Source organism: Roseibium sp. ROS1 (genome assembly GCF_054658215.1).
In genome coordinates this window covers 853,713-871,045 of sequence record NZ_BAAGIG010000002.1, presented here as the reverse complement: position 1 = coordinate 871,045, position 17,333 = coordinate 853,713, and the positions used below count along the sequence as shown (strand labels likewise).

Below are 17,333 nucleotides of genomic sequence, written 5' to 3'. Positions count from 1 at the left end.
TGGAGATGGTAATCGGAGGGCAGACTGTTTCACCCTGTTGAGAAGTGACCTGGACACTGGCCAGGCCCTACCGTCAAGACCTCAGCCGAAGGTTTCAGACCGTGGCATCAGCCGGACTGGACACCTTGCTGATCCTGCCTTCTTCCATCCAGACGATCTTGTCTGCAACATCGAAATACCGGTCGTCATGCGTGATCGCGATGACGGTGCGGCCCTCTTTCTTCAGTTTCATCAGGAAATCTGTATAGAACCAGCGCCGATACTCCGGATCCTGATCGGCGGCCCATTCGTCAAAGAGGTAGACATCCCTGTCTTCCAGCAGGGCAACGACCATGGCGAGCCGCTTTCTCTGGCCGGTGGACAGGCTCGTCGTGCTGAACCTGTTGTTCCGGTAGTGAACCTTCTCGTCCAGTTTCATGTCTTCCAGCAGGTCGTAAAGCTTCTGCTCGTCCGTCAGATCCACACCATAAAGCCGGTCGAAGAGGTGGAAATCGGAAAAGATGACCGAAAACAGGCTGCGATACCGGTCGATGTTTTCAGGTTTGACGACCTTGTCGTCCCATGACAGATGACCGCCATCCGGCTCATAGAGACCTGTCAGGATCTTCGCGAGAGTCGACTTGCCGCTGCCGTTGCCACCAACGATGAAGACCATTTCGCCCGATGCAATTTCCAGGTCACAAGGCCCGATCGAAAACGGGCGGTCGCCATCTTCGCTGTGATAGGTGTAGGCAATCTTCTTCAGGGATATACCTTTGGAAAGCCTTGCCTGCCGCACTTCGCTGCGCTCATCCATGGCTTCGCTGTGTTTTTCCAGAAGCTCTCTCAATTCCTCGATATTGGACACAGCCAGATTGGCACGCGAAACCACCGGCAACATGCGGATGATCGAAGTGATTGCGCCGCTGGCAAAGACGATCACCGTGACAATCTTGCCCGGGATCGAGAGGTCCGACACATAAAACGGTATCGCAAAGACCAGCGTTCCCATGAGCGTATAGAAGAAGACATCACTGACAGACTGGCCATAGTTGAAGGAGCGGCCTGATTCCACCCGTAGATCCTCGACCTGCTCTGATCGCGGAATGATGTAGTTGTGGAAGAGATCGTCGCTGCGCTGCGCGTTCAGTTTCACTTCCTTGAAGCCGCTGAGAATGTTCTCGAAGCTGTTGTGAAAGGCCTGTTCGCTCAGGCTTGCCTGGCGCATCAGTTCCTCCGCATCGCGGTAGCTCTTGCGATAGAAGAAGATGGCGCCGGCCAGAAACGCCAGGGTGACGATAAAGGCAAGCGGCGAAAGATAGCAGATATAGAGCGCCGACATGACCAGCTGCATGACAAAATAGATCAGACCGACAAGCGCTGGCGCCGTTTCCTCGATTGTCTGATGGTCACGACCAACTGCTGCCCGGATACGGGTCAGGCCGATTTCTTCTACGGTTGCGAGGTTCAGACTGCGGACTTGCGCGGTCACCCGGATCCGCAAGCGACACAGATAATCGGCGATGATCGCGGTTGCCATGTTGAGGGCGCGATTCATCGTGAAGAGAACGGTCGCGCAGCCAAGCACGAAGAGACCGAGATACTGCCACTGCAGACCGGTGTTCTGCTGATAGTTCGTCACCGCGTTGATGACGGCAATGATCAACCCCATGACCAGCCCGGGCACCAGGGAAAGCAGCAGGAAGGTGCGTTTGCTGTCGCCCGCTTCACGATACAAGAGACGAAAGAAATTCATCGAAGACCAGGCGCTCCAGGTGGATCATCACCGTTTGAGAAATATGTCAGTTCAGGGCAGCATCCCGAAGGCTTTTCGGGCGGATGTCGGTCCAGTTGGCGTTGACATAGTCCACGCAGTCCTGCCGCTTGCCGGGGCCGAAGACCGACCGCCAGCCATCGGGAATCGGCACGAATTCGGGCCAGAGAGAATGCTGTTCCTCGTCATTCACCAGCACATGGAAAATGCCGTCCGGATCGTCGAATGGATTTGTCATCGCCGTCTCTCCCAACCTTGCGCGTCAGTCTTTCCACGCCGTGTTGCACCAGCCGAATTCATCATAATCATCAAGGCACTGGTCAACAAGCGACAGCATTTGGTCCATTGAACCGTCGCGCCGTGCGATTGCAGGAAGCTGAAGTTTCACCTCTTCATGATTGCCGGCATAATTGCGCTCGTAAAGCTCGTGACGCCCTGCAAATTCCGAGCCCGTGGCATCCCACAGCAGCTTCATCAGCTTGATACGGTCCTTGTAGCCAACGCCGTTGGAGCCGCGCACGTACCGTTCCAGATAACCGTCGATTTCAGGGTTCTGGAAATCCTTTGCGGAAGACGGCAGATAGATAAGCGCGGACGCGACGATCTTCTGGACAATCTCCTTCACACGACCGTAGGCATCGGGCGCCAGCGCGCGATAGGCCTGCGCGGCCGATAGTCCAGGCAGGAAAGCGCCGTCTGCAAAGGCTTCTGGTGTCCGGGCCATTGCATCCGACAACGACCAGAACAGGTGACGCAGGGCGATCACCTCCCCTTGCAGAACCTGATTTCCGCGAAACTCGTCACCACTGGTGATGTGCAACGCCCTGGTCAGCAGACCGGCGAGAAAGTCCAGCTTCACCGCAAACCGGGTGCATCCGTGGAAACAGGTGCCTTGCAGGTAGCCCGTGTCCATCAGGAAGTCGATCGGCTTGTGTGCAGGCCCATAGACCAGCACGTTCTCCCAGGGCACGAAAACGTTGTCGAGAACGAGAATGGCGTCGTTTTCGTCGAAGCGGGAAGACAGCGGACTGTCGAACGGCGTCGAGGATTGGCTCGCCGCATATTCGTAGGAGTTCCGGCAGATCAGCTTGATGCCCGGCGTCGACATGTCGAGAAAGAACATGAAAGCCGTAGGCGGTTCGTTGGTTTCCGAGACCGCGTGGTGGCTGAGAAAGTTGTAGTGGGTCAGTGCTGCCGAAGTCGCGACAACCTTTGCACCTGAAAGATAAAGCCCCGCGTCTGTTTCCTTGACAACGTGAACCAGGATGTCTTTTGCATCGCTGAAAGGCTTCGCCCGGTCAATCGGCGGATTGGCCACAGCATGGTTCATGAAATAGGTGCGCTGCTGAGCCAGATGATACCAGCAACGCGCGTTGTCTGCGAAAGGCCCATAATAGGCCGCGTTGGCGTCCAGCGTGTTGACGATCGCTGCCTTGTAGTCCGGTGAGCGCCCCATCCAGCCGTAGCTCAGCTTCGCCCATTCCGCGATCGCCTTCTGTTGACCGAGCAGGTCCTCTGCCGATCTGGCCACCTTGAAATATCGGTGTGTGTAACCGGTTGGATCGGCATCGGCAGGTGCGGTCAGGACATTGGTGCCGCTATCGTGATCCTGATGCAGGGCATCGTAAAGCCGTGCCAGGGAACGTACCGAGTTGCGAAAGGCAGGATGACCCGTCAGATCGGTCACCCGCTCTCCATTGAAATAGACACAGCGCTGGTCCTGGAGACTGTCGATGAACTCCGCGCCGGTCATGGGTATCGCGCGCTGTACAGCGTGTTCAGGTTCCACGGGATTGAGGATATCAACCGACATTCTTTAGTCTCCCTTCCGCAACGGCCTGCCTGAACGGCTGATCGCCAAGGTTCATCAAAGCATTCAGCCCCTCGCCGATTTCGCAAAGGGCCTGCTGCGATGTCATTTCATGGTGTGTACAGTCGAGTGCGTGCGCCTCGAATTGTCCGCTTGTCCGGTTTTCCCAGGGATCGGCCTCAACACCCAGCATACGCTTCGTATCGTTCGAAGCGTAATGCACCAGGGGGCAGTTTAACGTCTTGGGCCGATAGCCATGTGCGAGCAGCGCGTTGTTTCGGGCGATCCGCAGCATGTTGTTGAAGTCGACTGAGCTGAGGTCTGCCAGAGGATGGGCACTGTCTTCCAGAAATCTCCGGACATCCTCAAAGGTAATGTCTTCGGGTACTCGTCCATGCGGATCGAAGCCAATCATTTCAAGGAACGCACCGCGTGCTCCACTATCTGAAAGATCCGGCAACGGGTCTCCTTCGTGCATAGGATAACTGTCCAGAAGCATCAGGAACTCGACGTCTCTGCCGCTTTCTTCCAAAAGACGTGCCATTTCGAAGGCAGCCAGCCCTCCGAACGACCAACCAAGCAACCGAACCGGGCCCGTGCTGGCCACCTTGTTGACACTTGCGACGTAATCGGCCGCCATTTGGTTCAGAGTTGAAGGCAAATCGGCCTTGCCGACGTAGCCGCGCGCCTGAAGGGCGATGATCGGGACATCGGCTGGCAGGACGGAAGCAAGACCGGCATACGTCCAACCAAGACCGAAGCCCGGATGAACGCAGAATAGTGGCGCCTGACATCCTGCCCGCCGGATCTGCAGCACCGGCTCCAGCAAACCGGTCTTGCGACCTTGCCGGAGCGACAGCAGACCGCGCACCGTCGGTGTTTCGAAAATATCTCGAAGGCTGACGTCCAGGCCCATGCGTTCCTTCATCAGTGCCTTCAGGCGTGCGGCGAGCAGCGAATGCCCCCCCATATCAAAGAAACTGTCTTCCGGTCCCGGCACTACGCCGGGCAGCAGTTCAGCGAAGAGATTGCACAACAACGTTTCCTGGAGTGTTGCCGGACTTGTTTCTCCCTGTTTCCAGACAGGATCCGGCAACGCCAGACGGTTCAGCTTTCCATTTGGTGTCAGCGGCAATTCCGGGAGTACGATAAAAGCGCCAGGCACCATGTAGTCAGGCAGGTTTCGCTGGAGCACGGAACGAAGCTCTTCAGTTTTGAGTTCAGCCCCTTCTTTCGGAACAACATAGGCAACGAGCGAAGAACCTCGCGCTCCATCCGGCCGGTCCAAGACCACCGCTTGCGCAATGTTCGTCATCGATGCGATGGTCGCCTCGATCTCGCCAAGCTCGATACGATGGCCTCGGATCTTGACCTGGCTGTCGCTGCGTCCCAGGAACACAAGCTCACCGTTGCGTCTGCGATAGACCGTGTCCCCGGTCCGGTACATGCGCGCTCCATGGCCTGCAAACGGATCGGCAACAAAGCGTTCGCTCGTCAGGTCCGAACGCCCGTGATAGCCACGTGCGAGCCCAAGCCCGCCGATGTAGAGTTCGCCGGAAATACCGTCGGCGACAGGCTGAAAAGTCTCATCAAGTACGTAGACCTGCGAGTTCCACAAAGGTTGCCCGATAGACGGAATGCCTGAACTTTCAGGGCGAACAGATGCGCTCACAGACCAGATCGTTGTCTCGGTCGGGCCATAGACATTCGTCACCGGCCCTGCGGCTTGCAGCTGCGACGCTAGTCCGCCGTCCAGAGCCTCACCGCCCACAAGAACCTGCAAACGCGGCAGTGGACCAACCTCCAGAAGCGACCGCCAGAGTGATGGCGTTGCCTGCATGACCGTTGGTTTTTCCTGCTCGATCCAGTCATGGAGACGGTCCGCTTCGCGCTGGTTGCCCTCGAACAGCACTACGCCAGCACCAACCAGCAGCGGGCCGTAGAGCTCAAGCCCGGCAATGTCGAACCCAATCGTGGTCGCGCTGAGCACCTTGTCCTGCGGCAGAAGGCGAAGCTCGGTACTCAGGCAACACAGAAGGTTCTTGAGCCCCTCGCGGGTAACGACGACACCTTTCGGCTTACCGGTCGAGCCGGACGTATAGATGACGTAGGCCGGGTGCGCGGGATCAATCGGCTGTTTCCGGTCGGCATCGGTCGGGGTCGAAGCGGACATCTTGGCCAGCTCGGACCCGGTCGCCTCGGCATCCAGCAGCAGAAGCGCCGATGTCGGCGCACCGTCCGTCAAGGCGGCTGCCGTTGCCGTCTCGGAGATCACAAGACGCGGCGCGGCATCGTCCAGCATCATCGCAATGCGGGCTGCCGGATAGTCCGGATCTAGCGGCAGATAGGCGGCGCCCGTTTTCAGCACCGCCAGCAGCGCCACGATCATGTCCGGGTTTCTCGGCAAGGCAATCGCGACCCGGTCCTCAGCACCAATGCCGCGCCGGATCAGAAGATGCGCCAGCCGGTTGGCCCGCGCCTCAAGCTCGGCATAGGTCAGCCGCTCCGTGCTGCCGATAACCGCTTCCCGCGTTCCAAACCGGGAAGCCGTTGCAGATACAAGCTCCGTCAGATCCCCTTCCGGCAAGGCGTGCCGTGTTGCGTTCCACCGGTCCTGCACAGCCTTTCTTTCGGAAGCCGGCAGCATCTCGAGAGATCCGAGCGGCGCTTCCGGGCGAGAGGCCATCTGCGCCAGTACATTGCACAACTGCCCCAGGAGACTGCGGCCAAGGTCTACGCCGATCCGTTCTTCCCGGCAATCCAGCCGCAGCAGCAGCCGTTTGCCCGGAACAACCATCAGGCTCAAAGGATAGTGGGTCTGGTCATGCACCTCGACACCGCTGATCCGCAGGCCATCCGGCGAAGCCTCATGGGTCTCGTCGCTGAAGGGATAGTTCTCGAACACCACCAGCGTGTCGAACAGGTCTCCAAGTCCCGCTTCTGCCTGGATCTCCGGCAGCCCCAGATGCTGGTGCGGCAGAAGTGCGGCCTGACGGGACTGCAGCTCCTTCAGGAAGCTGCTGACGGATGTTGCCGGAACAGGCTTTGCCCTTACCGGCACGGTGTTGATGAAGAGACCCGCCATGGTTTCGACGCCGGTGATCTCGGCTGGCCGGCCGGAGACCGTCGTGCCGAAGACCAGATCATCCCGCCCACAGATGCGGCCAAGCACGACCGACCAGGCGCCCTGGAGCACCGTGTTCAAGGTGATGTCCAGCGTGCGGGCCAGGCCTTCCAATGACCGGGATGCGTCCTCGCTCAGGAGATCGTTAAAGCGCAGCACCGCACTGCCTTCAGCAGACGAGGAGTCGGAGGACGTGTTTGCAGACTGGCCATAGACAGAGGCCGCCAGCCGGGTCGGTTCCTCCAGACCGGACAGAGCTTCTTGCCAGGCCGCTTTCGCAGCCGTCTTGTCCTGCTGCTGCAGCCAGCCGAGATACCGGTCAAACGGCGTTACTGGCGGCAGACCCCCTGCCCCGCCGGCTTCGTAAATCTCCTTCAGCTCCCGCATCAGCACCGGCAGCGACCAGCCGTCGAGAAGAATGTGGTGATTGGTCAACACCAGCCAGGCACCACCGTCCGGGCGTTTTACGAGGCAGACACGCAGCAATGGACCTTGAGCAAGGTCGAAACGGATCTTCCTGTCTTCCAGGAGAAACCGCTCCAGCTCTGCTTCCGGATCTGCGTCCTCTGACAAGTCCACCTGCTTAAGTGGCAGCTCGACCTTCGACAGGACCACCTGAACGGGATCGCTCAGGCCTTCGTGGCAGAAGACTGCCCGCAGGGGAGCGTGCCGGGCAACGAGAGCCTGAAGGCTCGCCTCAAGACGCTGCACATCCACCGGGCCATCGAAGCTGACCACCGTCTGCACCTTGTAGGCGTCCTCCCCCGTCTCAGCGTCCATCAAGGCGTGAAACAGCAAACCCGACTGAAGACCCGTCAACGGCCACACCGTCGATAGCAAACCGCCATAGCGTTCAACAAGCAAGTCGACATCGGCCTGGGAAACAGCAGCCAGCGGGAAATCCGAAGGCGACTGACCACCGGCTTTAGACCAGTTGCCGTGTGCTGCCAGCCGGATCAGAGCTTCTTCCCAGAGTGTCTTGAATTCAGCGGTCTCTTTTTCCGATAGATGTCTGCTGGCAAACCCGAACTCGGTGTGGAGGCAAAAGCCCTTTTCCTCTTCGATCGCCTGACAATCGATGGAAAGCATGTGAGCAAGCGGTGTTGCCGGATCGAAACCGCCGCGCATTCCACCAAAGAACGGCGCCGCGCTCCAAGCACCACCAGCGCTCGCTGGAAAACGACCGAGATAGTTGAAGGCGATCTGCGCCTTGTTTTCGCTCGCAAGTTTGGCGGAGGACTCCTTGTTGAGATACCGCAGCATTCCATAACCAAGGCCATGATCGGGACGTGCGGAGGTTTGCTCCTTGATCTCGATGATGAGCTGCTTGAGGTCCGCGTCGGAGATACCGGAAATTCCATTGCCTGCCTTCGTGACCTCCAGCCGTGCCGGAAAGACGCTAGTGAACCAGCCGACAGTTCGGCTGAGGTCGGCGTCTCCAATCGCTTCGCGTCCATGCCCTTCGACGTCACACAGGATTGGACCACCCGGTTTTCCGGACCTGGAAGTTTTGAAAGCCCCAACGGCAAGGCCAAGTGCCGCCAGAAGCACATCCTGCGGTCCGCAGCTGTAAAGAGCAGGCAGTCGGGTCAGGATCTGCTCGGTTTCCTCAGCGCTCAGAAGGCTAGCAAGAGAGTTCAACGTTTGAACCGTATCCAGCCTGCGATCCAGATCACCTTCCAGAAAGCGCTCAGTGTCGGATGAAAGAAGCGCGCTCCAGTACCCCTCTTCAGATGCGCGCGCATCGGAGGCCGCATCGGCTTGCAGCAGCCTGCTCCACCCTGGGAAAGAAGTGCTTTCAGGTTCCAGGCTGATCGGGCGGTCGGCCGACCAATCGTCCCAAGCTGTCCGAAGATCGTCGCTCAGGATGCGCCAGGAGACACCATCGATCACCAGGTGGTGCGCCACAAGCAGAAGCAGACCCGGCTCCATGTGGCCACAGTCAAACCAGATCGCACTGAACACCTTGCCTCGGGAAAGAGACAAGGCCTCAACTGCGGCGGCATGCTGTTCTTCCAGAAGATCTTTCAGCCCGTTTTCGTTTTCGACCTCACTCAGGCTGATGTGCTTTATAGGGAAAACGTCAGTGAACTCGGCAATCGGACCAATCTTCATCGCCGGCGTAGTCTTGTTCGCTCGAGCCCGCAGCATCCCGTGTCGCTGGACGATTGCCCCTAGTGCAGCTTGCAGGAATTCGGCATTTGCCCCCTTCGGAAGCATCAGACAGGTCGACTGGAAAAAGCCGTCGACGGGACCACCCAGTTCTGCAAACCAGCGCAGGATTGGCGTCGGCAAAACGGTATCTGGCTCAAACTCATTCAGTTCATTGACTTCCGGTCCTTCAAGCGTCCTTGCCACGCTCGCAAGCTTTGCAACCGTCTTGTGATCGAAAACGTCTTTCGGTGTTGCCTTGAGACCCTTTCGACGCAACAGTCCAACAAGCCGGATTGCCGATATGCTGTCGCCGCCGAGACCGAAGAAGCTTTCGTCGAGCGCGGGAGGTGAAATGCCGAGCGTTTCGGCAAAAGCGGCGGCTACCGCCTGTTCTGCCGGAGACTGCCGTCTTGTTTCTTCAGCTCTTTGCGGGCGGCTCGGTGCCGGCAGGGCCTTCCTGTCGATCTTGCCGTTCGGAAGCCTTGGCAAGTAGGGCAAGAGGTCTATCTGTGCCGGAACCATATAATCCGGCAGTCGGTCGGCGCAGTAGCGCTGCAGCTCTTCTGCACTTGGATCCGATCTTTCCTGCCCGATCACATAGGCAACAAGCCTCGAAGCGCCCTTCCGGTCGCTGTAGACGCTCACGAGACATTGGGCGACATCGCTGCGTTCCAGAAGCACACGTTCGATTTCACCCGGCTCGATACGTCGCCCCCGGATCTTGACCTGCGCATCACTGCGGCCCAGGAAAAAGAGGTTGCCGTCTTCCGCACGATAGACGAGATCCCCCGTTCGGTACATTCGCCGTCCGGCACCGGCGAACGGGTCGGCGACAAATCTGGAAGAGGTCAGATCCGCCAGGTTCTGATAGCCCCGTGCAAGACCGACACCGCCGATGTAAAGTTCTCCAGCCACACCGTTCGGGACGGGCTGAAGCGTTTGATCAAGTACGTAGAGGCTGGAATTCCAGATCGGCAACCCGATGGGCGCGATATCGACTTCCTGAACAGGTGTCAGCGGCAAGCTCATGGAACCGCACACGGTCACTTCTGTGGGGCCGTAAGCATTGACGAGGCAACAACGGTCAGACCATCGGCGAACTTCCGGCACGCTGATGGCTTCACCGGCCGTTACCAGCACACGACCTTCGGGAAGATCTGTCGTCGACATCACGCTCAAGAGGCTCGGCGACAACGTGATATGCGTTACCCGTTGCGCATACATGAATGTCTTCAAGGCTGCGGGATCTGTGAAAGCCTGTCTTGGCCAGATCACAAGAGCCGCACCGGAGACCAGTGCCGTGGCGATTTCCGAAAAGGCTGCGTCGAAACTGAAGGATGCGAACTGCGCGACCCGAGACTGTTCCGAAATCGCAAACCGTTCGATCTGGGCATAGGCGAGATTTGAAAGCCCCTCGCGTGTAACAACGACACCTTTCGGCTTACCGGTCGAGCCGGACGTGTAGATGACGTAGGCCGGGTGCGCGGGATCAATCGGCTGTTTCCGGTCGGCATCGGTCAGGGCCGAAGCGCACATCGCAGCCAGCTCGACACCGGTCGCCTCGGCATCCAGCAGCAGAAGCGACGATGTCGGCACACCGTCCGTCAAGGCGGCTGCCGTTGCTGTCTCGGAGATCACAAGACGCGGCGCGGCATCGTCCAGCATCATCGCAATGCGGGCTGCCGGATAGTCCGGATCTAGCGGCAGATAGGCGGCGCCCGTTTTCAGCACCGCCAGCAGCGCCACGATCATGTCCGGGTTTCTCGGCAAGGCAATCGCGACCCGGTCCTCAGCACCAATGCCGCGCCGGATCAGAAGATGCGCCAGCCGGTTGGCCCGCGCCTCAAGCTCGGCATAGGTCAGCCGCTCCGTGCTGCCGATAACCGCTTCCCGCGTTCCAAACCGGGAAGCCGTTGCAGATACAAGCTCCGTCAGATCCCCTTCCGGCAAGGCGTGCCGTGTTGCGTTCCACCGGTCCTGCACAGCCTTTCTTTCGGAAGCCGGCAGCATCTCGAGAGATCCGAGCGGCGCTTCCGGGCGAGAGGCCATCTGCGCCAGTACATTGCACAACTGCCCCAGGAGACTGCGGCCAAGGTCTACGCCGATCCGTTCTTCCCGGCAATCCAGCCGCAGCAGCAGCCGTTTGCCCGGAACAACCATCAGGCTCAAAGGATAGTGGGTCTGGTCATGCACCTCGACACCGCTGATCCGCAGGCCATCCGGCGAAGCCTCATGGGTCTCGTCGCTGAAGGGATAGTTCTCGAACACCACCAGCGTGTCGAACAGGTCTCCAAGTCCCGCTTCTGCCTGGATCTCCGGCAGCCCCAGATGCTGGTGCGGCAGAAGTGCGGCCTGACGGGACTGCAGCTCCTTCAGGAAGCTGCTGACGGATGTTGCCGGAACAGGCTTTGCCCTTACCGGCACGGTGTTGATGAAGAGACCCGCCATGGTTTCGACGCCGGTGATCTCGGCTGGCCGGCCGGAGACCGTCGTGCCGAAGACCAGATCATCCCGCCCACAGATGCGGCCAAGCACGACCGACCAGGCGCCCTGGAGCACCGTGTTCAAGGTGATGTCCAGCGTGCGGGCCAGGCCTTCCAATGACCGGGATGCGTCCTCGCTCAGGAGATCGTTAAAGCGCAGCACCGCACTGCCTTCAGCAGACGAGGAGTCGGAGGACGTGTTTGCAGACTGGCCATAGACAGAGGCCGCCAGCCGGGTCGGTTCCTCCAGACCGGACAGAGCTTCTTGCCAGGCCGCTTTCGCAGCCGTCTTGTCCTGCTGCTGCAGCCAGCCGAGATACCGGTCAAACGGCGTTACTGGCGGCAGACCCCCTGCCCCGCCGGCTTCGTAAATCTCCTTCAGCTCCCGCATCAGCACCGGCAGCGACCAGCCGTCGAGAAGAATGTGGTGATTGGTCAACACCAGCCAGGCACCACCGTCCGGGCGTTTTACGAGGCAGACACGCAGCAATGGACCTTGAGCAAGGTCGAAACGGATCTTCCTGTCTTCCAGGAGAAACCGCTCCAGCTCTGCTTCCGGATCTGCGTCCTCTGACAAGTCCACCTGCTTAAGTGGCAGCTCGACCTTCGACAGGACCACCTGAACGGGATCGCTCAGGCCTTCGTGGCAGAAGACTGCCCGCAGGGGAGCGTGCCGGGCAACGAGAGCCTGAAGGCTCGCCTCAAGACGCTGCGCATCCACCAGGCCATCGAGGCTGACCACCGTCTGCACCTTGTAGGCGTCCTCGCCCGTCTCAGCGTCCATCAAGGCGTGAAACAGCAAACCAGACTGAAGGCCCGTCAACGGCCACACCGTCGATAGCAAACCGCCGTAGCGGCTGCTGACAATGCTCAGATCTTCGTCGCTGATCCATCCTGACTTGAGATCAGTTCCGATCTCCGGCAATTGCTGCCTTTGCGCAACCGTTGCCAGCTCTGCAGGGGTCTTGTTGCTGAAGACATCCCTTGCCGAAAACACCAGCCCTGCTCGCCGTGCTCGGCTGACCAGTTGAATGGAGAGAATACTGTCGCCGCCAAGTGCGAAGAAGTTGTCGGCAGGCCCTACGGTTCCCAGACCCAGAACATCAGCAAACAATGCGCAGATATCGGTCTCGGTTTGCCCCGCAGGTACCTTCGCTCCATCGCCGTGAATTTCAGGCGCAGGCAGGCGCTTGATGTCCAACTTGCCATTGGTCGTGAAAGGAAGTTGTTCCAGAAGAACAAAATGGGCTGGCACCATGAATGCAGGGAGTGTCTCGGCAAGCCTTTTTCGTAAGCCTGCAAGATCTGGTTCTCCTGTCCCCGTACCAACCACATAGGCAACGAGTTTCTTTTCCCCGGGCCTGTCTTCACGCACGATCACCGTGCACTGGCCTATGTCCGACTGCCTCCCGATAGCGTTTTCGACTTCCTGCGGCTCGATACGGAAGCCATTGATCTTGACCTGGTGATCGGCACGTCCGACGAAGGTCAGCAAGCCGTCGCTGCGCCAGCGCACCAGATCCCCGGTCCGATACATTCTGCTGCCTGCGGGCCCCGCGGGATCGGCAACGAAGCGCTCGGCCGTCAGACCAGTCCGGTCGAGATAGCCAAGCGTCAGGCAGGCACCGGCCAGGTAAAGCTCGCCCACCATGCCGATACCGACAGGTTGCAGGCGGTCATCCAGAATTCGGACGCTACAATTGTCACGCGGCAACCCGATGGGTACCTTGTGCGCGGATTTCTCCAGCGTGTGCATTGCATGCCAGGTCACGAAGGTCGTGCCCTCTGCCGGGCCATAGCCATTGACGAACCGCGTACCAGGCGAAGCTGCCGTTGCCCGGCGCAAGGCTTCTGCGGAAGCCGCCTCACCACCTATCAGCACTGACCTCAAAGGCTTGAATGCTTCGGGTTTTTCACCTGCAATGATGTTGAAAAGACGTGTCGTGATGCAGGCTGCAGACACCTTGTGCTCTTCGACCAGCCGCGCAATCGTTTCAGCATCGAGAATGCCAGGCGGCGCGACGAAAAGCTCCTGCCCCAACATGAGCGGTGTCCAGATTTCATAGGTCGAAGCGTCAAATGCATAGGGCGAATGCAGCAAGACCCGCTCATGGGAGCCTTCCGGCCGGCATCCGTCGAGCGCGAGGGCCTGAATATTGCGGTGGCTGATCGCGATCCCCTTCGGCCTGCCTGTGGAGCCGGAGGTGAAGAGAACGCAGGCGATCTGTCCATTGGTGATATTCGGTAAGGTCTCCTTTCCCGCCGCCACTTGCAGGTGGCTGAAAGGAACGCAGGGTGCATCATTGAAGCTGACTGATATCGCGTCTTCACTGTCAGTCAGCACGAGGTGGGCCCGGGTGTCGGCAACGAGTTGTTGAAGCCGGTTGGCAGGATCGTTCCTGTTCAAGGGAACATATGCCCCACCTGCCTTCACGATCGCGAGCGTTGCGACGACAAGATCAATGGAACGGTCCATCAGGACCGCGACCCGTGCCCCAGGTGCAACGCCCCGGCGGAGGAGGTTTTGCGCAACGCGGTCCGACAATGCATCGAGTTCGGCGTAGGAAAGCGTGCGGGTCTGGCTGGAGAGAGCGACCTTCTCGCCCTTTTCCCTGGCCAGCAGACGAAACCGCTCGGGCAAAGACATTTCGATCGCAGCTTTTTCGACCCGCTCGCCTTCGCACAAGGTGACAAGGCGTGACGCTTCGTCGGGATCGACAATCATGAGGTGGTCGATCCGTTTGTCCGGATTTTCCACGGCTGCGCGAAGTAGATCGATGAAACGCCGGGAAATATTGCCCGCAACCTCCCGATCCAGGAGATCTGTCCGGAATTCGATCCGCCCATCGATACCGCCTGCGCCTCCGACCTCGTCGCGATGAGCAGTCAGGTCGAAGGAAAGATCGAACTTTGAGGCTTCGACAGGCACGTCTTCAACCTCGCAGGTCAACCCCGGCAAGGTAAGAACAGTCGCTCCTGCCATATCGAGCGCCAGAACGGTCTGGAACACCGGATGAAAGGACAGGTCCCTGCGTGGAGCAACCTTGTCGACCACGAGCTCAAACGGCACGTCCCGGCGGGAATAGGCGGCAAGGTTCCGCTGACGCGTATCGGCCAATAATTCGCGAAAGGTCGGTCTGCAGGAAAGATCGCTCCGGAGCGCCAGCATGTTGACGAAGAGGCCTATGGTTTCTTCGAAAGTGCTGTCCGGGCGGCCATCGACAGGCGTTCCGATGACGATGTCGTCCCCAGCGCCGAGCCGCGCCAAGGTCGCAGCCATCGCAGCCTGCAGTACCATGAACAGGCTGGTCCGAGTTTCCAATGCCAGTCGCTCAAGCTTGCAATGAAGCTTTGGCGGGATTGCCACGGCTACTCCGTCGCCTTGCCAATAGGTATTCTTTCGTTGCCCTTCGGCACAGGGCAGATCAACACAATCCGGAGCGCCTGCGAGGTCTTCGCGTGCTTCGGCAAGACGAGCGGCAAGTTCCTGTTCTGCTGCCCCGGACAGCCGGGTATGCTGCCAACTTGCGAAGTCGGCATATTGGATTGCAGGCTTTTTCCAGACAGGTTCCTTGCCGCTCATTCTCGCCGCAAAGGCCGTCTCGAAGTCGGCAAGCAATGGGCGCAGGGCGCCACCGTCAATCGCGATATGATGCATGACAATCTGCATCATGCATTGCGGTTCAGGACCGAAATTTTCGTCCGTAACGATCGACACTGTCACCGGCAGGTCCTTGCACAGATCGAACGGCCTGGAAGACTGACGGGAGAGTTCTGACCGGCCTTCAGCTACTGGTACTGAAACAATCCGGATGACATCTTCCGAAACGAAACCCGTACGGATGTCCTGATACGGCTCTCCGGCCCCGTCTTGCGGATAAACGGTCCGCAAGACCTCGTGCCTCTCGATAACGTCTGTCCAGGCTTGCCCAAGAACGGACGGGTCGACGGCACCGGAAAGCCGGAAGCGGTAGACCAGATTGTAGGAAGTATCTTCCGGGTGAAGCCGCTGCAGGAACCAGAGACGCTTTTGAGCAGAAGACAGCGGAACCTTGTCGGGTTGCGCAACGGATTTCAGTTTCAGGGAACATGGTTTCGCTGCCCCTATCAGACAGGCAAGCGCAGCCGGTGTCGGCGCGTCGAAAATCTCGCTAGGAGCGATCTGCACACCAAATCGGTCTCTCAGTCGATAAGCAAGACGCGCGGCCAGCAGTGAATGCCCACCCAGGAGAAAGAAATTATCCTGTACTGAAACCGAGTGGACGCCGAGCAGCTCTGTAAATGCCTCACAGATTGCGGTTTCAAGGTCGCTCTGCGTTCCGCTTGCGCTCCGCCCAGCCGTCCGCACCGGATCCGGCAACGCTGCCCTGTCCAACTTGCCATTGGGTGTGAGCGGAAGTGCATCGAGAGCCATGATCGCCGACGGCAGAAAGGCTGGAGGGAGAGCTTCTGCCAAGGCGGCCATAAGCCTTGCGATATCCCTGTCGGCTCCCACTTCCCAGACAACATAGGCAGCAAGATAGACGTCCGTGTCGTCACGTCGCTTCGCAACGACAGCCGAACTGGCAACCTCCGGAAATCTGTCCAGGGCTGCTGCGACCTCTCCCGGTTCGACACGAACGCCGCGTATCTTCACCTGATGGTCGGAACGCCCCAGATATTCGTAACCACCGTCAGGCATTCGCCGCGCAACGTCGCCTGTTCTGTAAAGCAAGGCACCAGCGGGTCCGAACGGCGAAGCTATGAAGCGTTCTGCTGTTTTGTCCGGTTGGCGATGATATCCAAGCGCAAGACCTGTGCCGGTTATGTAGAGTTCACCGGTCTCTCCGTCGGAGACAGGCTGAAGCAGATCGTCGAGCAGGTAGACGACTGTTTCCCGTATAGGGTTGCCGATGGCAATTTTCCTGTCTGCATCACATCGCGCCCAGAGGCTGTCCCCCGCAGCTTCTGAGGCACCGTAGAAGTTGAACAAGCGGGCGTCTGGCAGTTTCTCGCAGAATTTTTGCAGGAGACTTGATGGTAGAGGCTCGCCACTCGTGACCCAGGTCCGGCAGCCCTTCAAGTCTGGCAAACAGTCGTCCTCGAGAAGACTTGCCAGCAGGCTCGGCACAACGGTCAACCGCGTGACGGCAAACGCCGCCACCGTCTCTGCCAGTCGCCTCGGGTCAGCGGAAACATTTCCACCTTCGAGGACGACCGCACAGCCATTGCACAAGGCGCCCAACAGCTCGGTCGACCCGTCAATGAAGTTCAAGGAGGTCTTGAACAACGTCCGCTCACCCGGCGCGAAGGGCAAGGCTTCCGATATCCAGGCCAGCCTGTTGGCAAGAGCGGCCTGGCGTCCCAGCACGCCCTTGGGCCGCCCGGTGGAACCGGACGTATAGACCAGATAGGCAGGATCATGGCCCGTCAGCTGGCGAACAAGATCACCACCCACAGGAGCGGTATCAGGCTGTCCGGCGATATCCCGGCTCAGCGAACCGTTTCCAAGAAAGACCGCCCGTGCTGTCTGACCAGCCGCCTCAACGACGCCGGTGACCGGTTGCTCCGCCAGGATCAGATCCGGTTCTGCGTCTTGAAGCATGTCAATCAGACGCTGTCGAGGATAGGCTGGATCAAGCGGCATGTAGCACGCACCGGTCTTGATCACCCCCAGCAGGCTTACAACGAGATCCGGCCCGGCAGCACAGCCGAGTGCCACGATCTTGCCAGGCCCGATACCCCGGCCTATGAGGTACCACGCGACACGGTTCGCCTTCCGGTCCAGTTCCTCGAAGGTCAGAACCATATCCGGCAGTATCAGTGCCGTGTCACCAGGTCTCGACTGCACCTGCCTGGCAAAAAGTGCGCGAACAGAAGCGGTCTCATTGTCCAATGCTGCTTCCAACGGCAAACGGCTGGCATCCGGACGCGCAATGCTGCCTGAAGCAGCCTTTGCCCTTGCTGTCTGGAAACCACTTTCGCGGGATGTCATTGAGATCAACTCCGTCGAAGAATTGCCGTTTCTGT

General features: G+C 59.2%; 4 protein-coding genes. All 4 read right to left on the bottom strand.

Features of this window, described 5'->3' with window-relative positions; all coding sequences use genetic code 11:
• Window positions 1-94: 94 nt before the first annotated feature.
• From ACYQ6M_RS12145 to ACYQ6M_RS12130, 4 genes are read right to left on the bottom strand one after another with little or no spacing between them, the layout of a single operon-like run.
• Window positions 95-1,735 (bottom strand): cyclic peptide export ABC transporter, encoded by a 1,641-nt coding sequence (locus ACYQ6M_RS12145; protein ID WP_460074057.1) that lies wholly within the window; start codon window positions 1,733-1,735, stop codon window positions 95-97.
• 46 nt (window positions 1,736-1,781) lie between these two features.
• Window positions 1,782-1,991: an MbtH family protein gene (locus ACYQ6M_RS12140; RefSeq protein WP_022999502.1), complete on the bottom strand. Its 210-nt coding sequence runs from the start codon at window positions 1,989-1,991 to the stop codon at window positions 1,782-1,784.
• Window positions 1,992-2,015: 24 nt separating this feature from the next.
• The gene (locus tag ACYQ6M_RS12135; protein WP_055653823.1) at window positions 2,016-3,566 is read right to left on the bottom strand and encodes a 4-hydroxyphenylacetate 3-hydroxylase N-terminal domain-containing protein; all 1,551 of its coding nucleotides are present in this window, start codon (window positions 3,564-3,566) and stop codon (window positions 2,016-2,018) included.
• Window positions 3,556-17,298, bottom strand: a complete 13,743-nt coding sequence (locus ACYQ6M_RS12130) for a non-ribosomal peptide synthetase (RefSeq protein ID WP_460074053.1) — start codon at window positions 17,296-17,298, stop codon at window positions 3,556-3,558. The genes ACYQ6M_RS12135 and ACYQ6M_RS12130 overlap by 11 nt, the downstream gene beginning before the upstream one ends.
• Window positions 17,299-17,333 lie beyond the last annotated feature (35 nt).